The following is an 18,014-nucleotide window of genomic DNA, read 5'->3' as shown; positions in this document are numbered from 1 at the left end:
CTCGCCTTTGCCGACATATTTAGACTGAAAATTTCCTAAATAACGACTCAATGAATGCTATTTCATTTTTCAGCTATTTTTAATTTTCATTACTATTATTAAGATTATTAATTACGAATAATCAAATTAATAATTTGTTACTTTATCGATGAATTAATCGGCGAAAACAGATGTGAAATAACCAATTCCCCTGCCTTTTTTGAAAAAGAACTATATGATCTGCTGCAAAAAATCATTTATTAACATCAAATAATGTTATTGTTTTAAGCAATAGATGATAAAATCAATCAATATAATACAGATAGAATATTCATCTTGTTTTGAGAGTTGCGGTTTACAAAATATGGAATTTCCTGCTATAAATGAGGGTATGCATAAAGATACAGAGTATTAACTAGGTTATTCCATCCAACGTTTTATACCATTTATCTGCACATACTTAATATTATTTACTGACGCGTAGTCGGTAAATATAGCTGTTATTCCGAATTTAAAACAAAAAAATATATTCGGTATTTTAAAAGGATAATATTATGACATCGCAAACAACCAGCCAGCCCTCGGCAAGGCCATTGAAAAAAGAGGATTATAAAACATTAGGGTTGTCATCTTTAGGTGGAACTCTTGAATTTTATGATTTTGTTATTTTCGTTTTTTACGCGAAAATTATTTCACAACTCTTTTTCCCTAGTGGTAACGCAGTTCTCGCCCTCTTGGCAACGCTCGGTTTGTTTGCGGCCGGTTATCTCGCGCGCCCACTCGGTGGCATCATCATGGCACACTTTGGTGATAAACTCGGCCGTAAGAAAATGTTCACCCTCAGTATTTTCATGATGGCATTCCCGACATTCGTGATCGGTTTCTTACCAACCTATGCATCTATTGGCGCTGCCGCACCAATATTGCTGTTATTGATGCGTATTATGCAAGGCGCCGCGATTGGCGGTGAAATGCCTGGGGCATGGGTATTTATCGCTGAACATACCCCAAAACAGCGCTACGGCCTCGGTGTTGGAACATTAACCTCTGGTATCACAGGCGGTATTTTATTAGGGTCTATCGTCGCTATCATCATTGAGAACAGTTATACCTCACAAGAGATCCATGACTTTGCATGGCGTATTCCATTTATTCTTGGTGGTATTTTTGGCTTTATTTCTGTTTATTTACGCCGTTTTTTGGAAGAGACACCTATTTTTAAAGAGTTGGCTGCTAAAAAAGCTTTAGCGGATGAGTTACCCGTTAAGACTGTTGTGAAGTCTCATAAACAAGCCTGCTTGATCACCGCGGCACTGACATGGTCATTATCAACAGCCATCGTTGTAACCATTTTGATGACGCCTGATATCGTGCTTCAAGGGATCTATCAAATTGACCGAAATATCGCCTTACAAGCTAACTGTGCAGCAACATTGACATTAACTTTAGGCTGTATTTTTTGGGGTTGGTTCGGCGATAAGATGGGAACGCGCGCTTCAATGACCTTGTCATGGGGTGGTCTGGCGGTGACTGCATTGTATTTTTATTCATCTTTGTCGCCAGAGATTTCAGCAACGACTTTGATTTTTAACTATGGCTTAATGGGCTTTTTTGTTGGCGCGATTGCAACGACACCAATTGTCAGTACGCGCGCGTTTCCACCTGAAATCCGTTATTCCGGCTTATCATTTGCCTACAATATTGCCTATGCAGTCTTTGGGGGTCTGACACCAATGTTAACGGGAACATGGTTGCAACAATCTCATATGGCACCTGCCTACTATGTTGCCGCGGTTTCTTTACTGGCTGTCGCTGTCGCCTATATTCCTTTAGCATGGAAAGGATGGACAGTGAATGCTGAGCAAGACAAAGAAACATTAGGGGCATTAAACACCAGTACAACTCGCTAATTGACCTCATTTCTTTAATCCATTAACGTATAAACCTGTGGTGATTAATTCCCACAGGTTTTTTTATACAATGTTAGTCAACTAATCTGCCGATTCTGCACACTAGTTGACGTTTTTTTCATATTTCCTTCATTTTTACGTGTAACCCCCACGCTAAACTATTAACATATCGCAACTGACTAATTTTTAACTATATAGCAGGTTCATCTCTGCTAATTTAATCATCATAATATGATGCTTTTTTACTCGACTTTGAATTAAGCGAAAATATAAATGAATAAACAAAAACGCCGTACCACTCTAACCCGTTCAGCCATTTTCGTTGCCATCATTGTCGCTGCAGGTGCCGGTTGGTATTTTTATTCTCAAAATACGCCATCTGATACAGCACAAAACAGTGCTCGTCCTACACGATCAAATAGTGCGCCACACCGTATGCTTGCCCCCGTTCAATACGCTAATGCGCAAGAAAAAGTGGTTCCTCGCTACTTAACTGGTCTCGGCACAGTACAAGCTGCCAATGTTGTCACGGTCACGAGCCGTGTTGAAGGGCAATTGATGTCTTTGCATTTTACCGAAGGGCAACAGGTAAAAGCGGGCGATTTGCTTGCTGAAATCGACCCTCGCCCTTTTGAAGTCCAATTAGCTCAGGCAGAAGGCCAACTGGCTAAAGATAAAGCGACGTTGGCAAATGCTCGATTAGACTTAAATCGTTATCAAAAGCTTGCGGGAACAAAAGTGATTTCACAGCAAGAGCTAGATAACCAAAAAGCGCTCGTTTTACAGGCAGAAGGCAGTATTAAGGTCGATCAAGCCGCCGTTGATAATGCGAAGCTACAATTAACCTACAGTAAAATCACAGCCCCTATTTCAGGCCGTGTTGGTTTAAAACAGGTCGACGTCGGTAATTTTATTTCTGCGGGCACAGCAACCCCAATCGTGGTTATCACACAGACTCAACCTGCTGATGTGCTTTTTGCCCTTCCCGAGGGAGACATTCCTGCCGTACAAAAAGCTCAGTCCTCAAATCAACCGGTAAAAGTGGAAGCTTGGGATAGAAATAATATCGCGATGATCAGCGAAGGCTATTTGTTAAGTATAGATAATCAGATAGACCCTGCTACTGGCACACTAAAAATGAAAGCACGTTTTACGAACGAGCTACAAACTTTATTTCCAAATCAATTTGTGAATATCAAAATGCAGATCGAAACCTTGCAAAATGCCGTCGTTATCCCTACCGCGGCATTGCAGATGGGTAACGAAGGTCATTATGTTTGGGTACTGAACGATGATAATCGTGTGAGTAAACATGTTGTGACGGTAGGTATGCAAGATAGCCAGCAGGTGGTGATTGAAAGTGGGCTAACTGCAAATACAAAAGTGATTACTGACGGTGTCGACCGTTTAACAGATGGCACCAGCGTGGAAGTAGTTAACACCGAAACGGCTTCTAAATCCGCAAAACCACAAAAAAATAAAAATACAGCGGAGAAAGCCTGATGCAACCCGGGATCCAAAAAGGTGGCGGCCCTTCCCGCTTATTTATTTTACGTCCAGTCGCTACCACCTTATTTATGGTAGCCATTCTGCTTGCAGGGATCATTGGCTATCGTTTCCTACCTGTATCGGCTTTACCAGAAGTCGATTATCCAACGATCCAAGTGGTCACCCTCTATCCGGGAGCGAGTCCTGAAGTCATGACATCCGCGGTAACCGCACCGCTAGAAACCCAGTTTGGGCAGATGTCTGGGCTAAAACAAATGTCTTCCCAAAGTTCAGGGGGCGCATCTGTGATCACCTTGATGTTCCAGCTAACACTCCCCTTGGAGGTTGCAGAACAGGAAGTTCAGGCCGCCATTAATTCAGCCTCAAGTTTACTACCTTCAGATTTACCTTATCCGCCTATTTACAATAAGGTCAACCCAGCGGATCCACCAGTACTCACTCTCGCCGTCACTTCTGACGCCATGCCTTTGACACAAGTTCAAGACATGATTGAGAACCGTATTGCGCAAAAAATATCACAGGTCAATGGCGTGGGGCTTGTCACCCTTGCGGGTGGGCAACGCCCAGCGGTCCGAGTGAACTTAAACCCACAAGCGATGGCAGCAAAAGGATTAGACAGCGAGACGATCCGAGCCGCGATAAACAATGCTAACGTCAACTCAGCAAAAGGCAGTTTTGATGGCCCAACACGCGCGGTAACCCTCTCTGCAAATGACCAAATGAAATCCTTAGAGGACTATCGCCGCTTAATTGTGGCCTTTCAAAACGGTGCTCCCGTCCGTTTAGGTGATATCGCCACTATTGAGCAAGGGGCGGAAAACGCCTATCTAGGCGCGTGGGCAAATGCACAACAGGCTATTGTTATTAATGTACAACGCCAACCTGGCGCTAACGTTATCGAAACCACTGATACCATTCGCAACCTGCTTCCTGAGCTAATTGAAACACTGCCTAAATCGGTGGATGTGAAAATTTTAACGGATAGAACCAGCACAATCCGTGCCTCCGTTAGCGATGTGCAGTTTGAATTAATGCTTGCGATTGCACTGGTTGTCATGGTGATCTACCTGTTCCTACGCAACGGTATCGCGACACTCATTCCCGGTATTGCCGTTCCTCTTTCCCTTGTCGGCACCTTTGCCGTCATGTATTTCTGTGGTTTCTCTGTCAATAACCTCACTTTGATGGCTCTCACTATCGCCACAGGGTTTGTGGTCGATGATGCCATCGTGGTTATTGAAAATATTTCGCGCTACCTTGAACAAGGTGACAAGCCTGTCGTCGCCGCTTTAAAAGGCGCGGGAGAAATTGGTTTTACCATTATTTCATTAACATTTTCTTTGGTAGCAGTACTGATCCCATTACTGTTTATGGGCGATATTGTTGGTCGGTTGTTTAGGGAATTTGCCATCACCCTTGCCGTTGCCATTCTGATCTCGGCGGTAGTGTCCTTGACACTCACACCAATGATGTGTGCTCGCTTGTTAAAACCTGAATCAGAGCATAAACATAACCGCTTTGAAATCGCCTGCGAGCGCTTTTTTGACCGCATGATCGCAGGATATGCCATTTGGTTAAAGCGGATATTAAATCACCGCTGGCTAACACTTTCCGTTGCTATCGGCACGCTGGTTTTAACTGTATTACTGTATATGTGGATCCCGAAAGGTTTCTTTCCATTACAAGATAACGGGATCATTCAAGGCACCATTGAAAGCCGCCAATCCATCTCCTTTGTGGCTATGTCACAGAAACAGCAGGAAGTGGCTGAAAAATTACTGTCTGATCCTGCGGTAGAAAATATCACCACTTATGTTGGGATAGATGGAACCAATCCGACTCTCAATAATGGGCGCATTCAAATTACCTTGAAGCCTTTAGATGAACGTCCAGATCGCGTCAATACGATTATTCCACGCTTGCAACGTTTAGCTGATAGCGTTTCTGGGGTCAATTTGTATTTGCAACCGATGCAAGATCTCACGATTGATACCCAATTGGCTCGCACCCAATATCAATTTACGCTGCAAGCAGGCTCGCTAGATGAACTTTCTCTTTGGGTGCCTAAGCTATTGAGCCAATTAAAACAACAGCCCGAGTTAGTGGATGTCAGCAGTGATTGGCAGGATAAAGGACTTGTCGCCTACGTTAATGTTGATAGAGATACGGCGAGTCGTTTTGGTATCACGATGGCTGCAATTGATAACGCCCTATACAATGCGTTCGGTCAACGCATGATCTCGACCATTTATACCCAATCGAATCAGTACCGCGTTATTATTGAGCATGATACGCAAACTCGCGATGGTATTAACGCCCTGAATGATATTCGTCTCAAAGGCACCGATGGCGCCATTGTGCCATTAAGCACGTTAGTCAATATTCAGGAAGGCTATGGGCCGCTTGCGATTAACCATTTGGATCAGTTCCCAGCAGCGACCTTCTCGTTTAATCTTGCTGACGATGCGTCTCTTGAGTCTGCGGTTAATGCGGTGAAAAATGCAGAAGCGCAAATTAATATGCCAAAATCCATTACGACTCAGTTCCAAGGCGCTACTTTAGCGTTTGAAGCCGCACTGAGTAGTACGGTTTGGTTAATTGCCGCCGCAATCATCGCCATGTATATCGTTCTTGGGATTTTATATGAAAGCTTTATTCATCCTATTACCATCCTCTCAACACTCCCTACTGCTGGCGTAGGGGCATTATTAGCTCTGATGATGGCTGGCAGCGAATTAGATGTGATTGCTGTTATTGGTATTATTTTGTTAATCGGGATAGTTAAAAAGAACGCAATCATGATGATTGACTTTGCACTTGCCGCCGAACGTGAGCAAGGCATGTCTCCTAAAGATGCTATTTACCAAGCCTGTTTATTACGATTCCGCCCAATATTGATGACCACCATGGCGGCTCTGCTCGGCGCATTACCGCTGATGCTCAGTAGCGGCGTAGGTGCAGAGCTTCGTCAACCACTTGGGATCTGTATGGTGGGAGGGCTGATTATGAGTCAGATCTTAACCCTATTTACGACACCGGTGATTTATCTGTTATTTGATAGCCTTTCAAATAACTTAAAAGCACGCCGCCAAAGTCGCAAACAACAGGTGTCATAATGAAGCGTTTCTTTGCCTTATTCATTAGTCGCCCTGTTGCAACCACACTGATTAGCGTTGCAATCTCGCTATGTGGTGCGCTGAGCTTCATTTTTTTGCCCGTTGCACCACTGCCACAAGTTGACTACCCCGTAATAAACGTGACAGCGTCACTTCCTGGGGCATCCCCAGAAACCATGGCATCGTCTATTGCAACGCCGTTAGAGCGTTCATTGGGAAGTATTGCGGGTATCAGTGAAATGACCTCCAGCAGTTCGCTTGGTCGTACCACCATTACCCTCGAATTTAATCTTGATAAAGACATTAACAACGCTGCCCGTGAAGTACAAGCCGCGATAAATGCGGCACAAACCTTGTTACCGAGCGGAATGCCAAGCAAGCCTCGATACTATAAATCGAACCCTTCCGACGCCCCTATTATGATCTTAACCTTAACCTCTAAGACGATGAGTACAGGTGAGATTTATGATATTGCATCAACCCGTTTATCACAGCGTATAGCGCAAATTGAAGGGGTCAGTGAAGTCTCCGTTGGTGGTGGCTCCCTGCCCGCGGTACGTGTTGAGCTCAATCCAACGGCTCTATTTAATCAAGGCGTCTCCTTAGATAAGGTGCGCTCCGCAATCAGTAGCGCCAACGTGCGCCAACCTCAAGGCTACATTAACAACGATGACAGCCGCTGGCAGGTACAAACCAATGATGAGCTAAAAAAAGCAGTGGACTATCAACCTATCATCGTCCACTACAAAGAGGGCAATGCCGTCAAACTCAGTGATGTGGCGAATGTGAAAGATTCGGTTCAAGACGTACGTGCAGCAGGGATGTCAGGTGGTGAGCCCGCTATTTTGATTGTCATCCGTCGCGAAGCGGGAGCTAATATCATTGAAACCGTAAATCGCATTCGCGCAGAGCTTCCTGACTTCCAAGAGATGATCCCTGCCGCGATTGACCTAAAAGTAGCGCAAGACAGGACGCCGACGATCCGCGCTTCACTCGTTGAAGTCGAGCGCGCATTGATGATCGCTATTGCGTTAGTCATATTAGTTGTGTTGTTATTTCTGCGCTCTGGTCGCGCCACCCTGATCCCTGCAATTGCGGTTCCTGTATCTCTCATTGGCACCTTTACTGCCATGTATCTTTGCGGGTTCAGTTTAAATAACTTGTCATTAATGGCATTGACCGTCGCAACAGGCTTTGTTGTCGATGATGCGATTGTGGTACTCGAAAACATTTCACGTCATATCGAAAATGGCTGTAAACCCTTTATTGCTGCGGTCAGAGGGGTGAGTGAAGTCGGTTTTACGGTTGTTTCAATGAGCATCTCCCTCGTAGCCGTTTTTATTCCTTTATTATTAATGGAGGGGTTAGTTGGCCGGCTATTTCGTGAGTTTGCGATTACCCTCGCCACGGCAATTGGCATCTCGCTGGTCGTTTCGCTGACCCTCACCCCCATGATGTGCGCCCATTTGCTTAAACGACACAAAGGCAAACAGGCTGAAAAAACCAGTGTTATCGGCGGCTACTTACACCGTATACAAAACGGTTACGGTGCGACATTAAATTGGGTACTGTCTCATAAACGCAGTGTACTCGCTATCTTGTTCGCCACTATCGGATTGAACATTTATTTGTATATCGCTATCCCAAAAACATTTTTCCCTGAACAAGATACAGGCCGTTTACTTGGCTTTGTTCGTGCCGACCAAAGCATTTCATTTCAAGCAATGAAAGAGAAAATGACGCGCTTTATGCAGCAAGTGAATGCCGATCCTGCCGTGGATAGCGTGACAGGTTTTACTGGTGGAAGCCGTGTAAACAGCGGCTCCATGTTTATCTCATTGAAACCGATTGATGAACGTAAAGAGAGTGCCAACGCGGTAATCAACCGACTTCGAGCTAAGTTAGCTAAAGAGCCGGGAGCTAATTTATTTATGATGCCCGTGCAAGATATCCGTGTTGGTGGCCGTCAAGCGCATTCCAGTTATCAGTTTTCATTACTTGCCGATGAACTCAATGCGTTACGTGAATGGGAGCCTGCGGTACGTAAAGCCATTGCCGAACTCCCGCAAGTGACTGATGTAAACTCAGATAAAGAGGATAAAGGCGCTGAGATGGCCATTACCTATGATAGGGATTTAATGGCTCAACTTGGTATTGATGTGCGAGCCGCCAATGACCTGTTGAATAATGCCTTCGGACAACGTCAAATATCCACCATCTATGAGCCCATGAACCAATACAAGGTGGTGATGGAAGTGGCGCCTGAATATACTCAGGATGTCAGTTCTCTCGACAAAATGTTTGTTATCAATAGTCATGGAGACGCTATTCCATTATCTTATTTTGCCCGTTGGCAGCCCGCCAATGCCCCTTTGAGTGTTAACCACCAAGGGTTATCGGCATCATCCACTATCGCATTTAACATCGCTGAAGGTTATACCCTCAATGACGCCATTTCAGCTATCGAAAAAACCATGACCACACTTGGTGTGCCATCAACAATACGAGGCACTTTTGCGGGTACGGCTCAGATATTCCAAGATACCTTAAAATCACAATTGTTTTTAATTTTAGCGGCCATTGTCACTGTCTACCTTGTTTTAGGCATTTTGTATGAAAGCTATATTCATCCACTGACCATTTTATCCACACTACCTTCGGCGGGGGTCGGCGCTCTCCTCGCCTTAGAGTTATTTGATACCCCATTTAGTTTAATTGCTCTAATCGGCATTATGCTGCTGATTGGTATTGTGAAGAAAAATGCCATTATCATGGTGGATTTTGCTATCCAAGCACAACGTCAGCATGGTTTAACCGCACGTGAGGCGATTTTGCGTGCGAGCTTACTGCGCTTTAGGCCTATTTTAATGACGACGCTGGCAGCAATTTTTGGTGCCCTACCACTTGCTTTAGGCAGTGGTGATGGCGCGGAGTTACGCCAACCATTAGGTATCACTATTGTTGGTGGCTTAGTGATGAGTCAACTACTCACCTTATTCACAACACCGGTCGTCTATTTATGTTTCGATCAACTCAGACAGCGCTATACCAAAAAAGCGGTAGCTCTAAACGAATAAGGGCTTATATATAATGAAACTCAGATTTAATAGCGTCAGTACTCGATTATTTTTGGCTATCTTTGCGACATGCATACTCCTCGTTGTGATCATGCACCAAGGAGTACGTTTAAGCTTCCAGCATGGTTTTACCGACTATATTAAAGAAAATGACCAACAGCGTGCTGAGCTGATCGCTGACGCTCTTGCTGAGCAATACGATGAAACGGGGAGTTGGCGCTTCTTGATCCGTAATGAACGTGCTTTCTTTCATATTTTACGCAGCATTGAACACCACCAGCGCACCCTACCGCCGACTAAACCAAAGGGGTGGCGCTCATATTTTTGGGTTTATGATAGCCAAGACCGCCGAATATTAGGCCGCGATGTTCCTTTACCGGATGATGTTATCCGACAACCCGTCATCTCATCTAATGGCAAAACGGTAGGTTGGGTCATTGCAAGTAGTGGAGATGGGATTAGCAATGAAATTGACCGCCGTTTTGATGATCAACAGATGCTCACCAGTTGGTTTATTGCTGGCTTATCATTAATCGTTGCCTTGATTGCTACATTTTTCTTAGCTCGTGGTTTTTTAAGACCCATCAAACGGCTGTTAGATGGGACGAACCAACTTGCCAATGGCGACTTTTCAACCCGCGTTCCTGAAGTCGGTCACGATGAACTCGGTCAGCTAGCAAAAGACTTTAATCACCTCGCATCAACGCTGGAAAAAAATGAGCATATGCGCCGAGACTATATGGCAGATATTTCTCATGAACTGCGCACCCCCCTATCCGTTCTGCAAGGTGAACTCGAAGCCGTTCAGGATGGCGTTCGCCAAGCGACACCTGAGACCATCAATTCATTACTGGCAGAGACACACACATTAATCAAATTAGTCAACGACCTACATCAACTTTCCCTATCGGATAGAGGCTCGTTGGTGTATCGTATCCAATCTGCTGATATTGTGCCTTTAATTAATATGACCGTTGGGCAATCACGCTGGCGGCTCGAAGAAAAACAGCTTTCAGTTACGCTAAATTTACCTGAGCAGCAGATCATCAATATTGACCCAGACCGAATCACGCAGCTATTTTACAATTTGATGGAAAATAGCCTACGTTATACCGACCCGCAAGGTGAAATAGTCATTCGAGCCTTGGTTGAAGAGAATCAATTTTCTATTTATTGGGAAGACAGTGCACCGGGGTTAACTATCCAGCAGTGTAGCCACCTATTTGAGCGTTTCTATCGAGCCGAAGGGTCTCGTAACCGCGCTAGCGGAGGCTCTGGCTTAGGGTTAGCGATTTGCTATAATATCATTGAAGCGCATAAGGGAAGCATACACGCTAGCCCTTCCCCTTTAGGCGGCGTGTGCATTGCTATCCACTTACCGCTCAATCAAAAGGAAAATGAACAGTGACAGTGTTAGAGCCTTCAAGTGCCAACGTATTAATTGTTGAGGATGAGCCAAAACTTGGGCAACTGCTTTATGATTACCTTCAGGCGGCAGGTTATCAGCCTTCAATATTGCAGCGTGGTGATGAGGTCATTGACTATGTGCGTCAGCAACAACCCGACATTATCCTCCTTGATTTGATGCTACCGGGGATGGACGGGCTAACAATCTGCCGTGAACTGCGCAAATTTTGCGAGATACCGATCATTATGGTGACGGCTAAAACGGAAGAAATTGACCGCCTGTTAGGGTTAGAAATTGGTGCCGATGACTATATCTGTAAACCCTTTAGTCCTCGCGAAGTAGTCGCAAGGGTGAAGACTATTTTACGGCGTTGCCAACGCGCGGCTTCTCCGGATAAAAGCAGGCCCCAGCTCATTATCGATGAAAATGCGTTTCAAGTCCGCTATGGCGAACAACTGCTTGAGTTAACTCCCGCCGAGTTCCGTTTACTCAAGTTTATGTCGGACAACGCTGGCACCGTCTTTTCCCGTGACCAGCTATTAGATATTCTGTATGACGATCACCGCATCGTCACCGATAGAACAATTGATAGCCATGTTAAAAACTTACGGCGTAAACTCGAATTACTCGATAACGAGAAAACATTTATTCGCTCTATTTATGGTTTAGGTTATCGCTGGGATGAGGTGTAATCCTAGACATTGAGGCAAGTCAGTTATACTTACTATTTGTAGGGAATATTTTGATTTCCTGAAAAATAGAGTTAAAATCAGCTCCCTTTAAAATGCTTATCCGCCCTAGGGTAAGTACTGACTTGATATCAGACTGAGAAGCAACATGTTTACACCAGAATTATTATCGCCCGCAGGTTCATTAAAGAACATGCGTTATGCTTTTGCTTATGGCGCAGATGCCGTTTATGCAGGGCAACCTCGTTATAGCCTTCGCGTGCGTAACAACGAATTTAACCACGAAAACCTTGCTAAAGGGATCCAAGAAGCCCACGAACTTGGTAAAAAGTTCTATGTCGTTGTTAACATCGCACCGCATAATGCCAAGCTGAAAACCTTTATTCGCGACCTAACCCCTGTCATTGAAATGGGGCCAGATGCGTTGATCATGTCAGACCCTGGTTTGATTATGATGGTTCGCGAAGCCTTCCCTGACATGGATATTCATTTATCCGTACAAGCAAATGCAGTTAACTGGGCATCGGTAAAATTTTGGAAGCAAATGGGTCTGACTCGCGTCATTTTATCACGTGAGCTTTCACTTGAAGAAATCGCTGAAATTCGTAAACAGGTGCCTGATATTGAATTAGAGGTATTCGTTCACGGTGCACTGTGTATGGCCTACTCTGGCCGTTGCCTACTGTCAGGTTATATCAATAAACGCGACCCAAACCAAGGTACTTGCACCAACGCCTGCCGCTGGGAATATAAAGTTGAAGAAGGCAAAGAAGATGATGTGGGAAATATCGTGCATATGCATGAGCCTATCCCTGTCAAAAACATAGCGCCAACTTTAGGTGAAGGTGCCCCGACCGATAAAGTGTTTATGATCGAAGAGGCTAAACGTCCGGGTGAGTATATGACCGCCTTTGAAGACGAACATGGCACTTATATCATGAACTCCAAAGATTTACGCGCGATAGAACACGTTGAAAACTTGACTAAAATGGGTGTGCACTCCTTAAAAATTGAAGGACGCACAAAATCATTCTATTACTGTGCACGTACAGCACAAGTCTATCGCCGTGCAATTGATGATGCGGTTGCCGGTAAGCCATTCGACCCAACTCTCCTTTCGACCTTAGAAGGCTTAGCTCACCGTGGCTATACCGAAGGCTTTTTACGCCGTCACACCCATGATGCCTATCAAACCTATGAATATGGCTATTCGGTTTCTGAAACTCAGCAATTTGTGGGTGAATTTACGGGTAAACGTGTTAACGGCCTCGCAGAAGTTGACGTCAAAAATAAATTTAGTCTAGGTGATAGCTTAGAATTAATGACTCCAGCTGGAAACATTGTGTTTACCCTTGATGCGCTCCATAACCGTAAAGGGGAAGCCATTGACGTGGCACCGGGCAACGGTCATATTGTTTATCTGCCTGTTCCTGATGATGTTGATCTAAATTTTGGCCTGCTAATACGTAACCTATCAGGCACAACGACTCGCTCACCACATCAAACTGAATCATCAACTACGGCTTAATTTCGTTACGCATTAAGCTAATTGATTATAATGCTAGAATTCATTAATTTAATTGATTGAATTTCTAGCATTTTTTATTTTTCCGTTTCAAACTATCTCAGTATAAAACATCAACTTCAATTGATAATCATTCTCATAAATAGTGTTTTACCGTAAAAATGTATTTAATATCCATTTTTATGCAATAGATCACAACAATTAGCTATTCAATGTCGTATAGTCACAATCGAAAATGAAGAACTAGAAAGTCATAAAATAAGACTAGGAACCACCTCCTTGGCTGGCTCAATCTCCCTTGAGCTAGCCATTTCTTTTTTATCTCCCCTATAGAATGATTTAATCTATCAATGTGATTATTGAATTATTGTCATTTATCCCTCCGTTGTGTCTATACTGTGATCACTGTTGTTATCACTACAAGGATCAAAATGGCTATCGATAAACTTCATCGCGCACTTATCATCCTCAACGGTAAACAATCTGCCAACCCTGAGCTAAGAAAAGCCATCTACCAGCTACGTGAAGAAGGTCATACAATTTTGGTGAGGATCCCATGGGAAACCAGTGAATTACCTACTTTTATTGATGAAGCAATCCGCGAAGGTGCAGAAACAATTATCGCCGGTGGCGGCGATGGCACAATTAACGCTGTAGCCAGTGCGTTAATGCGCTTACCTGAAAAGCAACGCCCCGCGATTGGTATCTTACCGCTAGGTACAGCTAATGATTTTGCTACTGGCGCCAACATCCCTATGGATATCCATGCTGCTTTAGCATTAGCAGTAAAAGGCAAATCAGTGGCGATAGATATTGCTAGAGTCAATCATGATGCTTTTTTTATGAATATGGCCACGGGGGGGTTTGGCACTCGGATCACAACAGAAACGCCGGATGCTCTTAAGTCAGCACTGGGTGGCGCAGCTTATGTTATTAATGGCTTGTTGCGCCCTGACACACTGAAAACCGACACCTGTCGAATTGAAACAGAGCATTTTCATTGGGAAGGCGAAACTCTGGTTGTTGCTATCGGTAATGGAATACAGGCGGGTGGTGGACAACAATTAACCCCCGATGCATTAATCGATGATGGTAAATTGAATTTGCTCATCATACCCGCTCGCGATGTGATACCCGCTCTACTGACCAATTTGTTCAGCAATGATAAAAATCAGCATTTAATTGAAAAAACAACTCGTTGGGTAAAAATTTCATCGCCCCATGAAATGGTATTTAATTTGGACGGAGAGCCGCTTTCTGGTGAAACTTTCACCTTTGAATTACTACCTGAAGCGATCCACTGCCGGTTACCGCCTCAATGTGGCTTGTTATCTTAAATTTTATGATTAACATCCCCTAGACTTTTGTTAAATGGAGGAAGTCATGACTGATATCGCTAAGCTGTTAGGTTCCGAAGCTTCAACTCTTTTAGACCATCGTTGCCAAACTATCCCTCGTGAAAACCTTTATCTGCCTGGCTCAGATTTTGTTGACCGTGTGATGATCGATAATAACCGCCCCAATAGTGTACTTCGTTCAATGCAGACTTTATTTAACCATGGTCGCTTAGCTGGCACCGGTTATCTGTCTATTCTTCCCGTTGACCAAGGCGTTGAACACTCAGCCGCTGCCTCATTTGCTGCCAACCCGCTCTATTTTGACCCTAAAAATATTGTCGAATTAGCGATTGAGGCTGGTTGTAACTGCGTAGCCTCTACCTATGGTGTCTTAGCTGCCGTTTCGCGCCGCTACGCGCATAAAATTCCTTTCTTAGTCAAACTGAACCATAACGAAACCCTCAGTTACCCTACTCAATACGACCAAACCTTATATGCCAGTGTTGAACAAGCGTTTGAAATGGGTGCCGTTGCGGTCGGTGCGACTATCTATTTCGGCTCTCCTGAGTCTCGTCGCCAAATTGAAGAGATTTCTGCGGCATTTGAACGAGCACATGAACTCGGCATGGTAACCGTTCTATGGGCTTATTTACGCAATTCCGCATTTAAAAAAGATGGCGTTGATTACCACGCAAGTGCCGATTTAACGGGGCAAGCAAACCATATCGCGGCAACTATCGGTGCGGATATCGTAAAACAAAAAATGGCTGAAAATAACGGCGGCTATAAAGCGATTGGCTTTGGTCACACCGATGAGCGCGTGTATACCAAACTCACAACCGATAACCCAATCGATCTTGTTCGTTATCAATTAGCGAACTGTTATATGGGGCGTGCAGGTCTTATCAACTCAGGTGGCGCTTCTGGGCAAAATGACCTGAGCGAATCAGTACGCACTGCGGTTATCAATAAACGTGCAGGCGGCATGGGGCTCATCTTAGGCCGTAAAGCCTTTAAGAAATCCATGCAAGAAGGTGTGGCATTGATCAATGCCGTACAGGATGTTTACCTCAGTAAAGACGTGACTATCGCTTAATTCGCCTCGCTTATGCCCTCATACGAGGGCATTTTCAATCTATGCATTACCACCATGCATGAAAATGATGAACCGGCCCAATCCCCGACCCCACTTCTAAGCTATCAGCTTGCTCTAACGCCGCTTGTAAATAAGCTTTTGCTTCCGGAACAGTCTGTTGCCAATCCTTAAAGCGTGGCCTTAATGCAGCGAGTGCAGCAGACAATGTACATCCCGTACCGTGTGTATGACGAGTATTCACTCTTGGTGAGGTAAAACGCCATTCACCTTCTGAAGTTATTAACCAATCAGGGCTTTCACTGTCGCTAAGATGCCCCCCTTTCATCAAAACAGCTTGGCACCCCATATCCAGTAATCGATGCCCTTGACTTAACATTTGAGATTCTGTTTTGGCAGTGTGTTCACCTAATAGCGAGGCAGCTTCAGGTAAATTTGGGGTAATCAATGATACCAATGGCAACAGCTTTCGTCTCATTGCATCAACGGCATCAGGCTGTAGTAGAGGATCGCCACTTTTGGCAATCATGACCGTATCTAAAATCACATGAGGGATGTTGTACTGCTCTAAAGCCTGAGCAACGACCGCAATCACTTTCTGATTAAACAGCATGCCAATTTTAGCACTGTCAATGCGTACGTCACTGAGTACGGATTCAAGTTGTGCTGCCACGAACGTCTCAGGGAGTTCATGAACTGATTGAACACCACGGGTATTTTGCGCCACCAACGCCGTCATGACACTCGTGCCATAAGCACCAAGAGCCGAAAAGGTTTTTAAATCTGCTTGGATCCCCGCTCCACCCGATGGGTCTGTTCCCGCGATGGTTAACGCATTGATTCTCATGAAATCTCACTCCTAAGCACAACGTAAGGAGCGGTCTTATTGGAAGGTTTATCATTGACGCTTCCGACTTCCCTACGCTGGCATTATCCAGATCAGGTAATACGGGTGCTTCTCAGTCTTTATCGACGCCCCGAGCCAAAAATACTTATAGAGTATCGCATTTTTCCTTGCTACAAACCAGCCTATCCACCACTTGCTGACGCCTGTTATTCAGGAAAAACCGAATAATACTCGCATTAGTATCTAAATAATTAAGACTATTGCCAATATTAGTAAATATCAATTAATGCTGTTATATCGCACCTAGGTAATCTAAAATAATTAATGAGCACAATCATTTCGTGAGCAGTGATATTTTTGGCTCACTACCTCAATCTACAATATCCAAAACATGCATTAACCTGAGTCGGATTTACCATGAGAGTTAACAAAAAATTGCAGCAAGTTGTAGGGGCATCAGCCTTAATGATGACCGCCTTCTGCTTTGCTTCATCCCCTTCTACTGATAAGGAGTCTGAGGGGCTATGGGATAAATTTACCCGAAATGTCAGTACCACTTGGGATTCAAATCAATACGATATCTATGTTCCCGTTTTAACATGGCATAACCGCTTTACTTACGATAAAGAGAAAACCGATAGTTATAACGAAACCCCATGGGGATTTGGGCTAGGTAAATATCGCTATGATGAAGACAATGACTGGCATGCACTATATGCTATGGCATTCATGGACTCTCATAATAAAGTAGAGCCAATCGCGGGCTATGCTTATCAAAAAATGTGGATCCCTGGGGAACTAGACGGTTTTAAAATGGGGGCTGGCTTCACCTTGAGTGTAACCGCGCGTGATGATTATTATTACATCCCGCTGCCACTTCCTCTTCCATTAGTTTCTATGGAGTATGACAGATTAGCACTGCAAGCAACCTATATCCCTGGAACATATAACAACGGTAACGTGCTCTTTGCTTGGTTACGTTGGCAATGGTAATACCAACCTTTTATTAAGCACCTAAAAAAATAGCCAGTCACAACGCTCTGTCACTGGCTATTTTATTGTTTAAATGAAGTTATTCAGCAACTTTCCGATAAGTTAAATACCCGATAACGCCACCACCGCCATCTTTTGGGTGATTTACGCCATCCATCACATTGACTGTCTCGAAATCAAAAGGTGAAACACCTTCTAGGCAAGCCACATTGACCCCATACTGTTCAGGGTTTGAACGTCGTTGATGAAAGGTATAAATGCCACACATTGAGCAGAAAAAGTGGGCGGCTTGGCGTGTATTGAAACGATACTCCGTCAATTTATCTTTGCCTTCGATAATTTCAATACCTGATAACGGAGCAGAGACCGCAATTGCTCCCCTCATACGACAGTAGGAGCAATTGCATCTTCTTGCGGTATTCAATCCATCGGATAGTGTGACTTTGAATTTAACGCTGCCACAGTGGCACTGAGCAAACCGTGTATCCATAGTGTCTCCTATCAATGTATTGAATAATTACACTAATTGAT

Annotated in this window: 12 protein-coding genes and 1 riboswitch; of the genes, 10 read left to right on the top strand and 2 right to left on the bottom strand. The window is 44.3% G+C overall.

Annotated elements, in window-relative coordinates:
• Positions 1–533 precede the first annotated feature (533 nt).
• From PR699_RS04405 to fbaB, 9 genes are all read left to right on the top strand, one after another.
• Positions 534–1,889, top strand: coding sequence for an MFS transporter (locus tag PR699_RS04405; RefSeq protein ID WP_004920676.1), 1,356 nt, complete (start codon positions 534–536; stop codon positions 1,887–1,889).
• 273 nt (positions 1,890–2,162) lie between these two features.
• Positions 2,163–3,392 (top strand): MdtA/MuxA family multidrug efflux RND transporter periplasmic adaptor subunit, encoded by a 1,230-nt coding sequence (locus PR699_RS04400; protein ID WP_004920679.1) that lies wholly within the window; start codon positions 2,163–2,165, stop codon positions 3,390–3,392.
• Entirely contained in the window at positions 3,392–6,514 is a 3,123-nt protein-coding gene (locus tag PR699_RS04395) for an MdtB/MuxB family multidrug efflux RND transporter permease subunit (RefSeq protein WP_004920682.1), read from the top strand. The genes PR699_RS04400 and PR699_RS04395 overlap by 1 nt, the downstream gene beginning before the upstream one ends.
• Positions 6,514–9,591, top strand: coding sequence for a multidrug efflux RND transporter permease subunit MdtC (mdtC, locus tag PR699_RS04390; RefSeq protein ID WP_004920683.1), 3,078 nt, complete (start codon positions 6,514–6,516; stop codon positions 9,589–9,591). Before PR699_RS04395 ends, mdtC begins: the two co-directional genes overlap by 1 nt.
• A gap of 13 nt (positions 9,592–9,604) precedes the next feature.
• Complete coding sequence (gene baeS, locus PR699_RS04385; protein WP_014656130.1) at positions 9,605–10,999, top strand: two-component system sensor histidine kinase BaeS; 1,395 nt, start codon at positions 9,605–9,607, stop codon at positions 10,997–10,999.
• On the top strand, positions 10,996–11,691 hold the full coding sequence (gene baeR / locus PR699_RS04380) for a two-component system response regulator BaeR (RefSeq protein WP_014656131.1): 696 nt from the start codon (positions 10,996–10,998) through the stop codon (positions 11,689–11,691). The genes baeS and baeR overlap by 4 nt, the downstream gene beginning before the upstream one ends.
• A gap of 145 nt (positions 11,692–11,836) precedes the next feature.
• Entirely contained in the window at positions 11,837–13,216 is a 1,380-nt protein-coding gene (gene yegQ / locus PR699_RS04375) for a tRNA 5-hydroxyuridine modification protein YegQ (protein WP_004920692.1), read from the top strand.
• A 428-nt stretch (positions 13,217–13,644) separates the two neighbouring features.
• Positions 13,645–14,550 carry a lipid kinase YegS gene (gene yegS, locus PR699_RS04370; protein ID WP_004920694.1) on the top strand — a complete coding sequence of 302 codons (906 nt, stop codon included), beginning with the start codon at positions 13,645–13,647 and terminating at the stop codon, positions 14,548–14,550.
• A gap of 46 nt (positions 14,551–14,596) precedes the next feature.
• Entirely contained in the window at positions 14,597–15,646 is a 1,050-nt protein-coding gene (fbaB, locus tag PR699_RS04365; RefSeq protein ID WP_036940565.1) for a class I fructose-bisphosphate aldolase, read from the top strand.
• Between the two features lie 46 nt (positions 15,647–15,692).
• Here fbaB and thiD read toward each other — a convergent pair whose 3' ends face one another.
• Positions 15,693–16,490, bottom strand: a complete 798-nt coding sequence (thiD, locus tag PR699_RS04360; RefSeq protein ID WP_004920698.1) for a bifunctional hydroxymethylpyrimidine kinase/phosphomethylpyrimidine kinase — start codon at positions 16,488–16,490, stop codon at positions 15,693–15,695.
• 52 nt (positions 16,491–16,542) lie between these two features.
• Positions 16,543–16,633, bottom strand: a riboswitch (TPP riboswitch).
• Between the two features lie 274 nt (positions 16,634–16,907).
• On the opposite strand from thiD, the gene pagP reads away from it, so the two are divergent.
• Entirely contained in the window at positions 16,908–17,483 is a 576-nt protein-coding gene (gene pagP, locus PR699_RS04355; RefSeq protein WP_014656133.1) for a lipid IV(A) palmitoyltransferase PagP, read from the top strand.
• Positions 17,484–17,562: 79 nt separating this feature from the next.
• On the opposite strand, the gene PR699_RS04350 is transcribed toward pagP, so the two are convergent.
• Positions 17,563–17,973 carry a GFA family protein gene (locus PR699_RS04350; protein ID WP_036940567.1) on the bottom strand — a complete coding sequence of 137 codons (411 nt, stop codon included), beginning with the start codon at positions 17,971–17,973 and terminating at the stop codon, positions 17,563–17,565.
• Positions 17,974–18,014: the final 41 nt, after the last annotated feature.

Source organism: Providencia sp. PROV268 (assembly GCF_028477805.1).
In the GTDB taxonomy this organism is placed as follows: domain Bacteria; phylum Pseudomonadota; class Gammaproteobacteria; order Enterobacterales; family Enterobacteriaceae; genus Providencia; species Providencia stuartii.
This window is presented reverse-complemented; position numbering and strand designations above follow the sequence as displayed.

What these genes read in the sequence shown, in the direction of transcription:
- PR699_RS04405 (WP_004920676.1), top strand. Translation starts at nt 534, where the DNA reads ATGACATCGCAAACAACCAGCCAGCCCTCGGCAAGGCCATTGAAAAAA.
- PR699_RS04400 (WP_004920679.1), top strand. Translation starts at nt 2,163, where the DNA reads ATGAATAAACAAAAACGCCGTACCACTCTAACCCGTTCAGCCATTTTC.
- PR699_RS04395 (WP_004920682.1), top strand. Translation starts at nt 3,392, where the DNA reads ATGCAACCCGGGATCCAAAAAGGTGGCGGCCCTTCCCGCTTATTTATT.
- mdtC (WP_004920683.1), top strand. Translation starts at nt 6,514, where the DNA reads ATGAAGCGTTTCTTTGCCTTATTCATTAGTCGCCCTGTTGCAACCACA.
- baeS (WP_014656130.1), top strand. Translation starts at nt 9,605, where the DNA reads ATGAAACTCAGATTTAATAGCGTCAGTACTCGATTATTTTTGGCTATC.
- yegQ (WP_004920692.1), top strand. Translation starts at nt 11,837, where the DNA reads ATGTTTACACCAGAATTATTATCGCCCGCAGGTTCATTAAAGAACATG.
- yegS (WP_004920694.1), top strand. Translation starts at nt 13,645, where the DNA reads ATGGCTATCGATAAACTTCATCGCGCACTTATCATCCTCAACGGTAAA.
- fbaB (WP_036940565.1), top strand. Translation starts at nt 14,597, where the DNA reads ATGACTGATATCGCTAAGCTGTTAGGTTCCGAAGCTTCAACTCTTTTA.
- thiD (WP_004920698.1), bottom strand. Translation starts at nt 16,490, where the DNA reads ATGAGAATCAATGCGTTAACCATCGCGGGAACAGACCCATCGGGTGGA.
- pagP (WP_014656133.1), top strand. Translation starts at nt 16,908, where the DNA reads ATGAGAGTTAACAAAAAATTGCAGCAAGTTGTAGGGGCATCAGCCTTA.
- PR699_RS04350 (WP_036940567.1), bottom strand. Translation starts at nt 17,973, where the DNA reads ATGGATACACGGTTTGCTCAGTGCCACTGTGGCAGCGTTAAATTCAAA.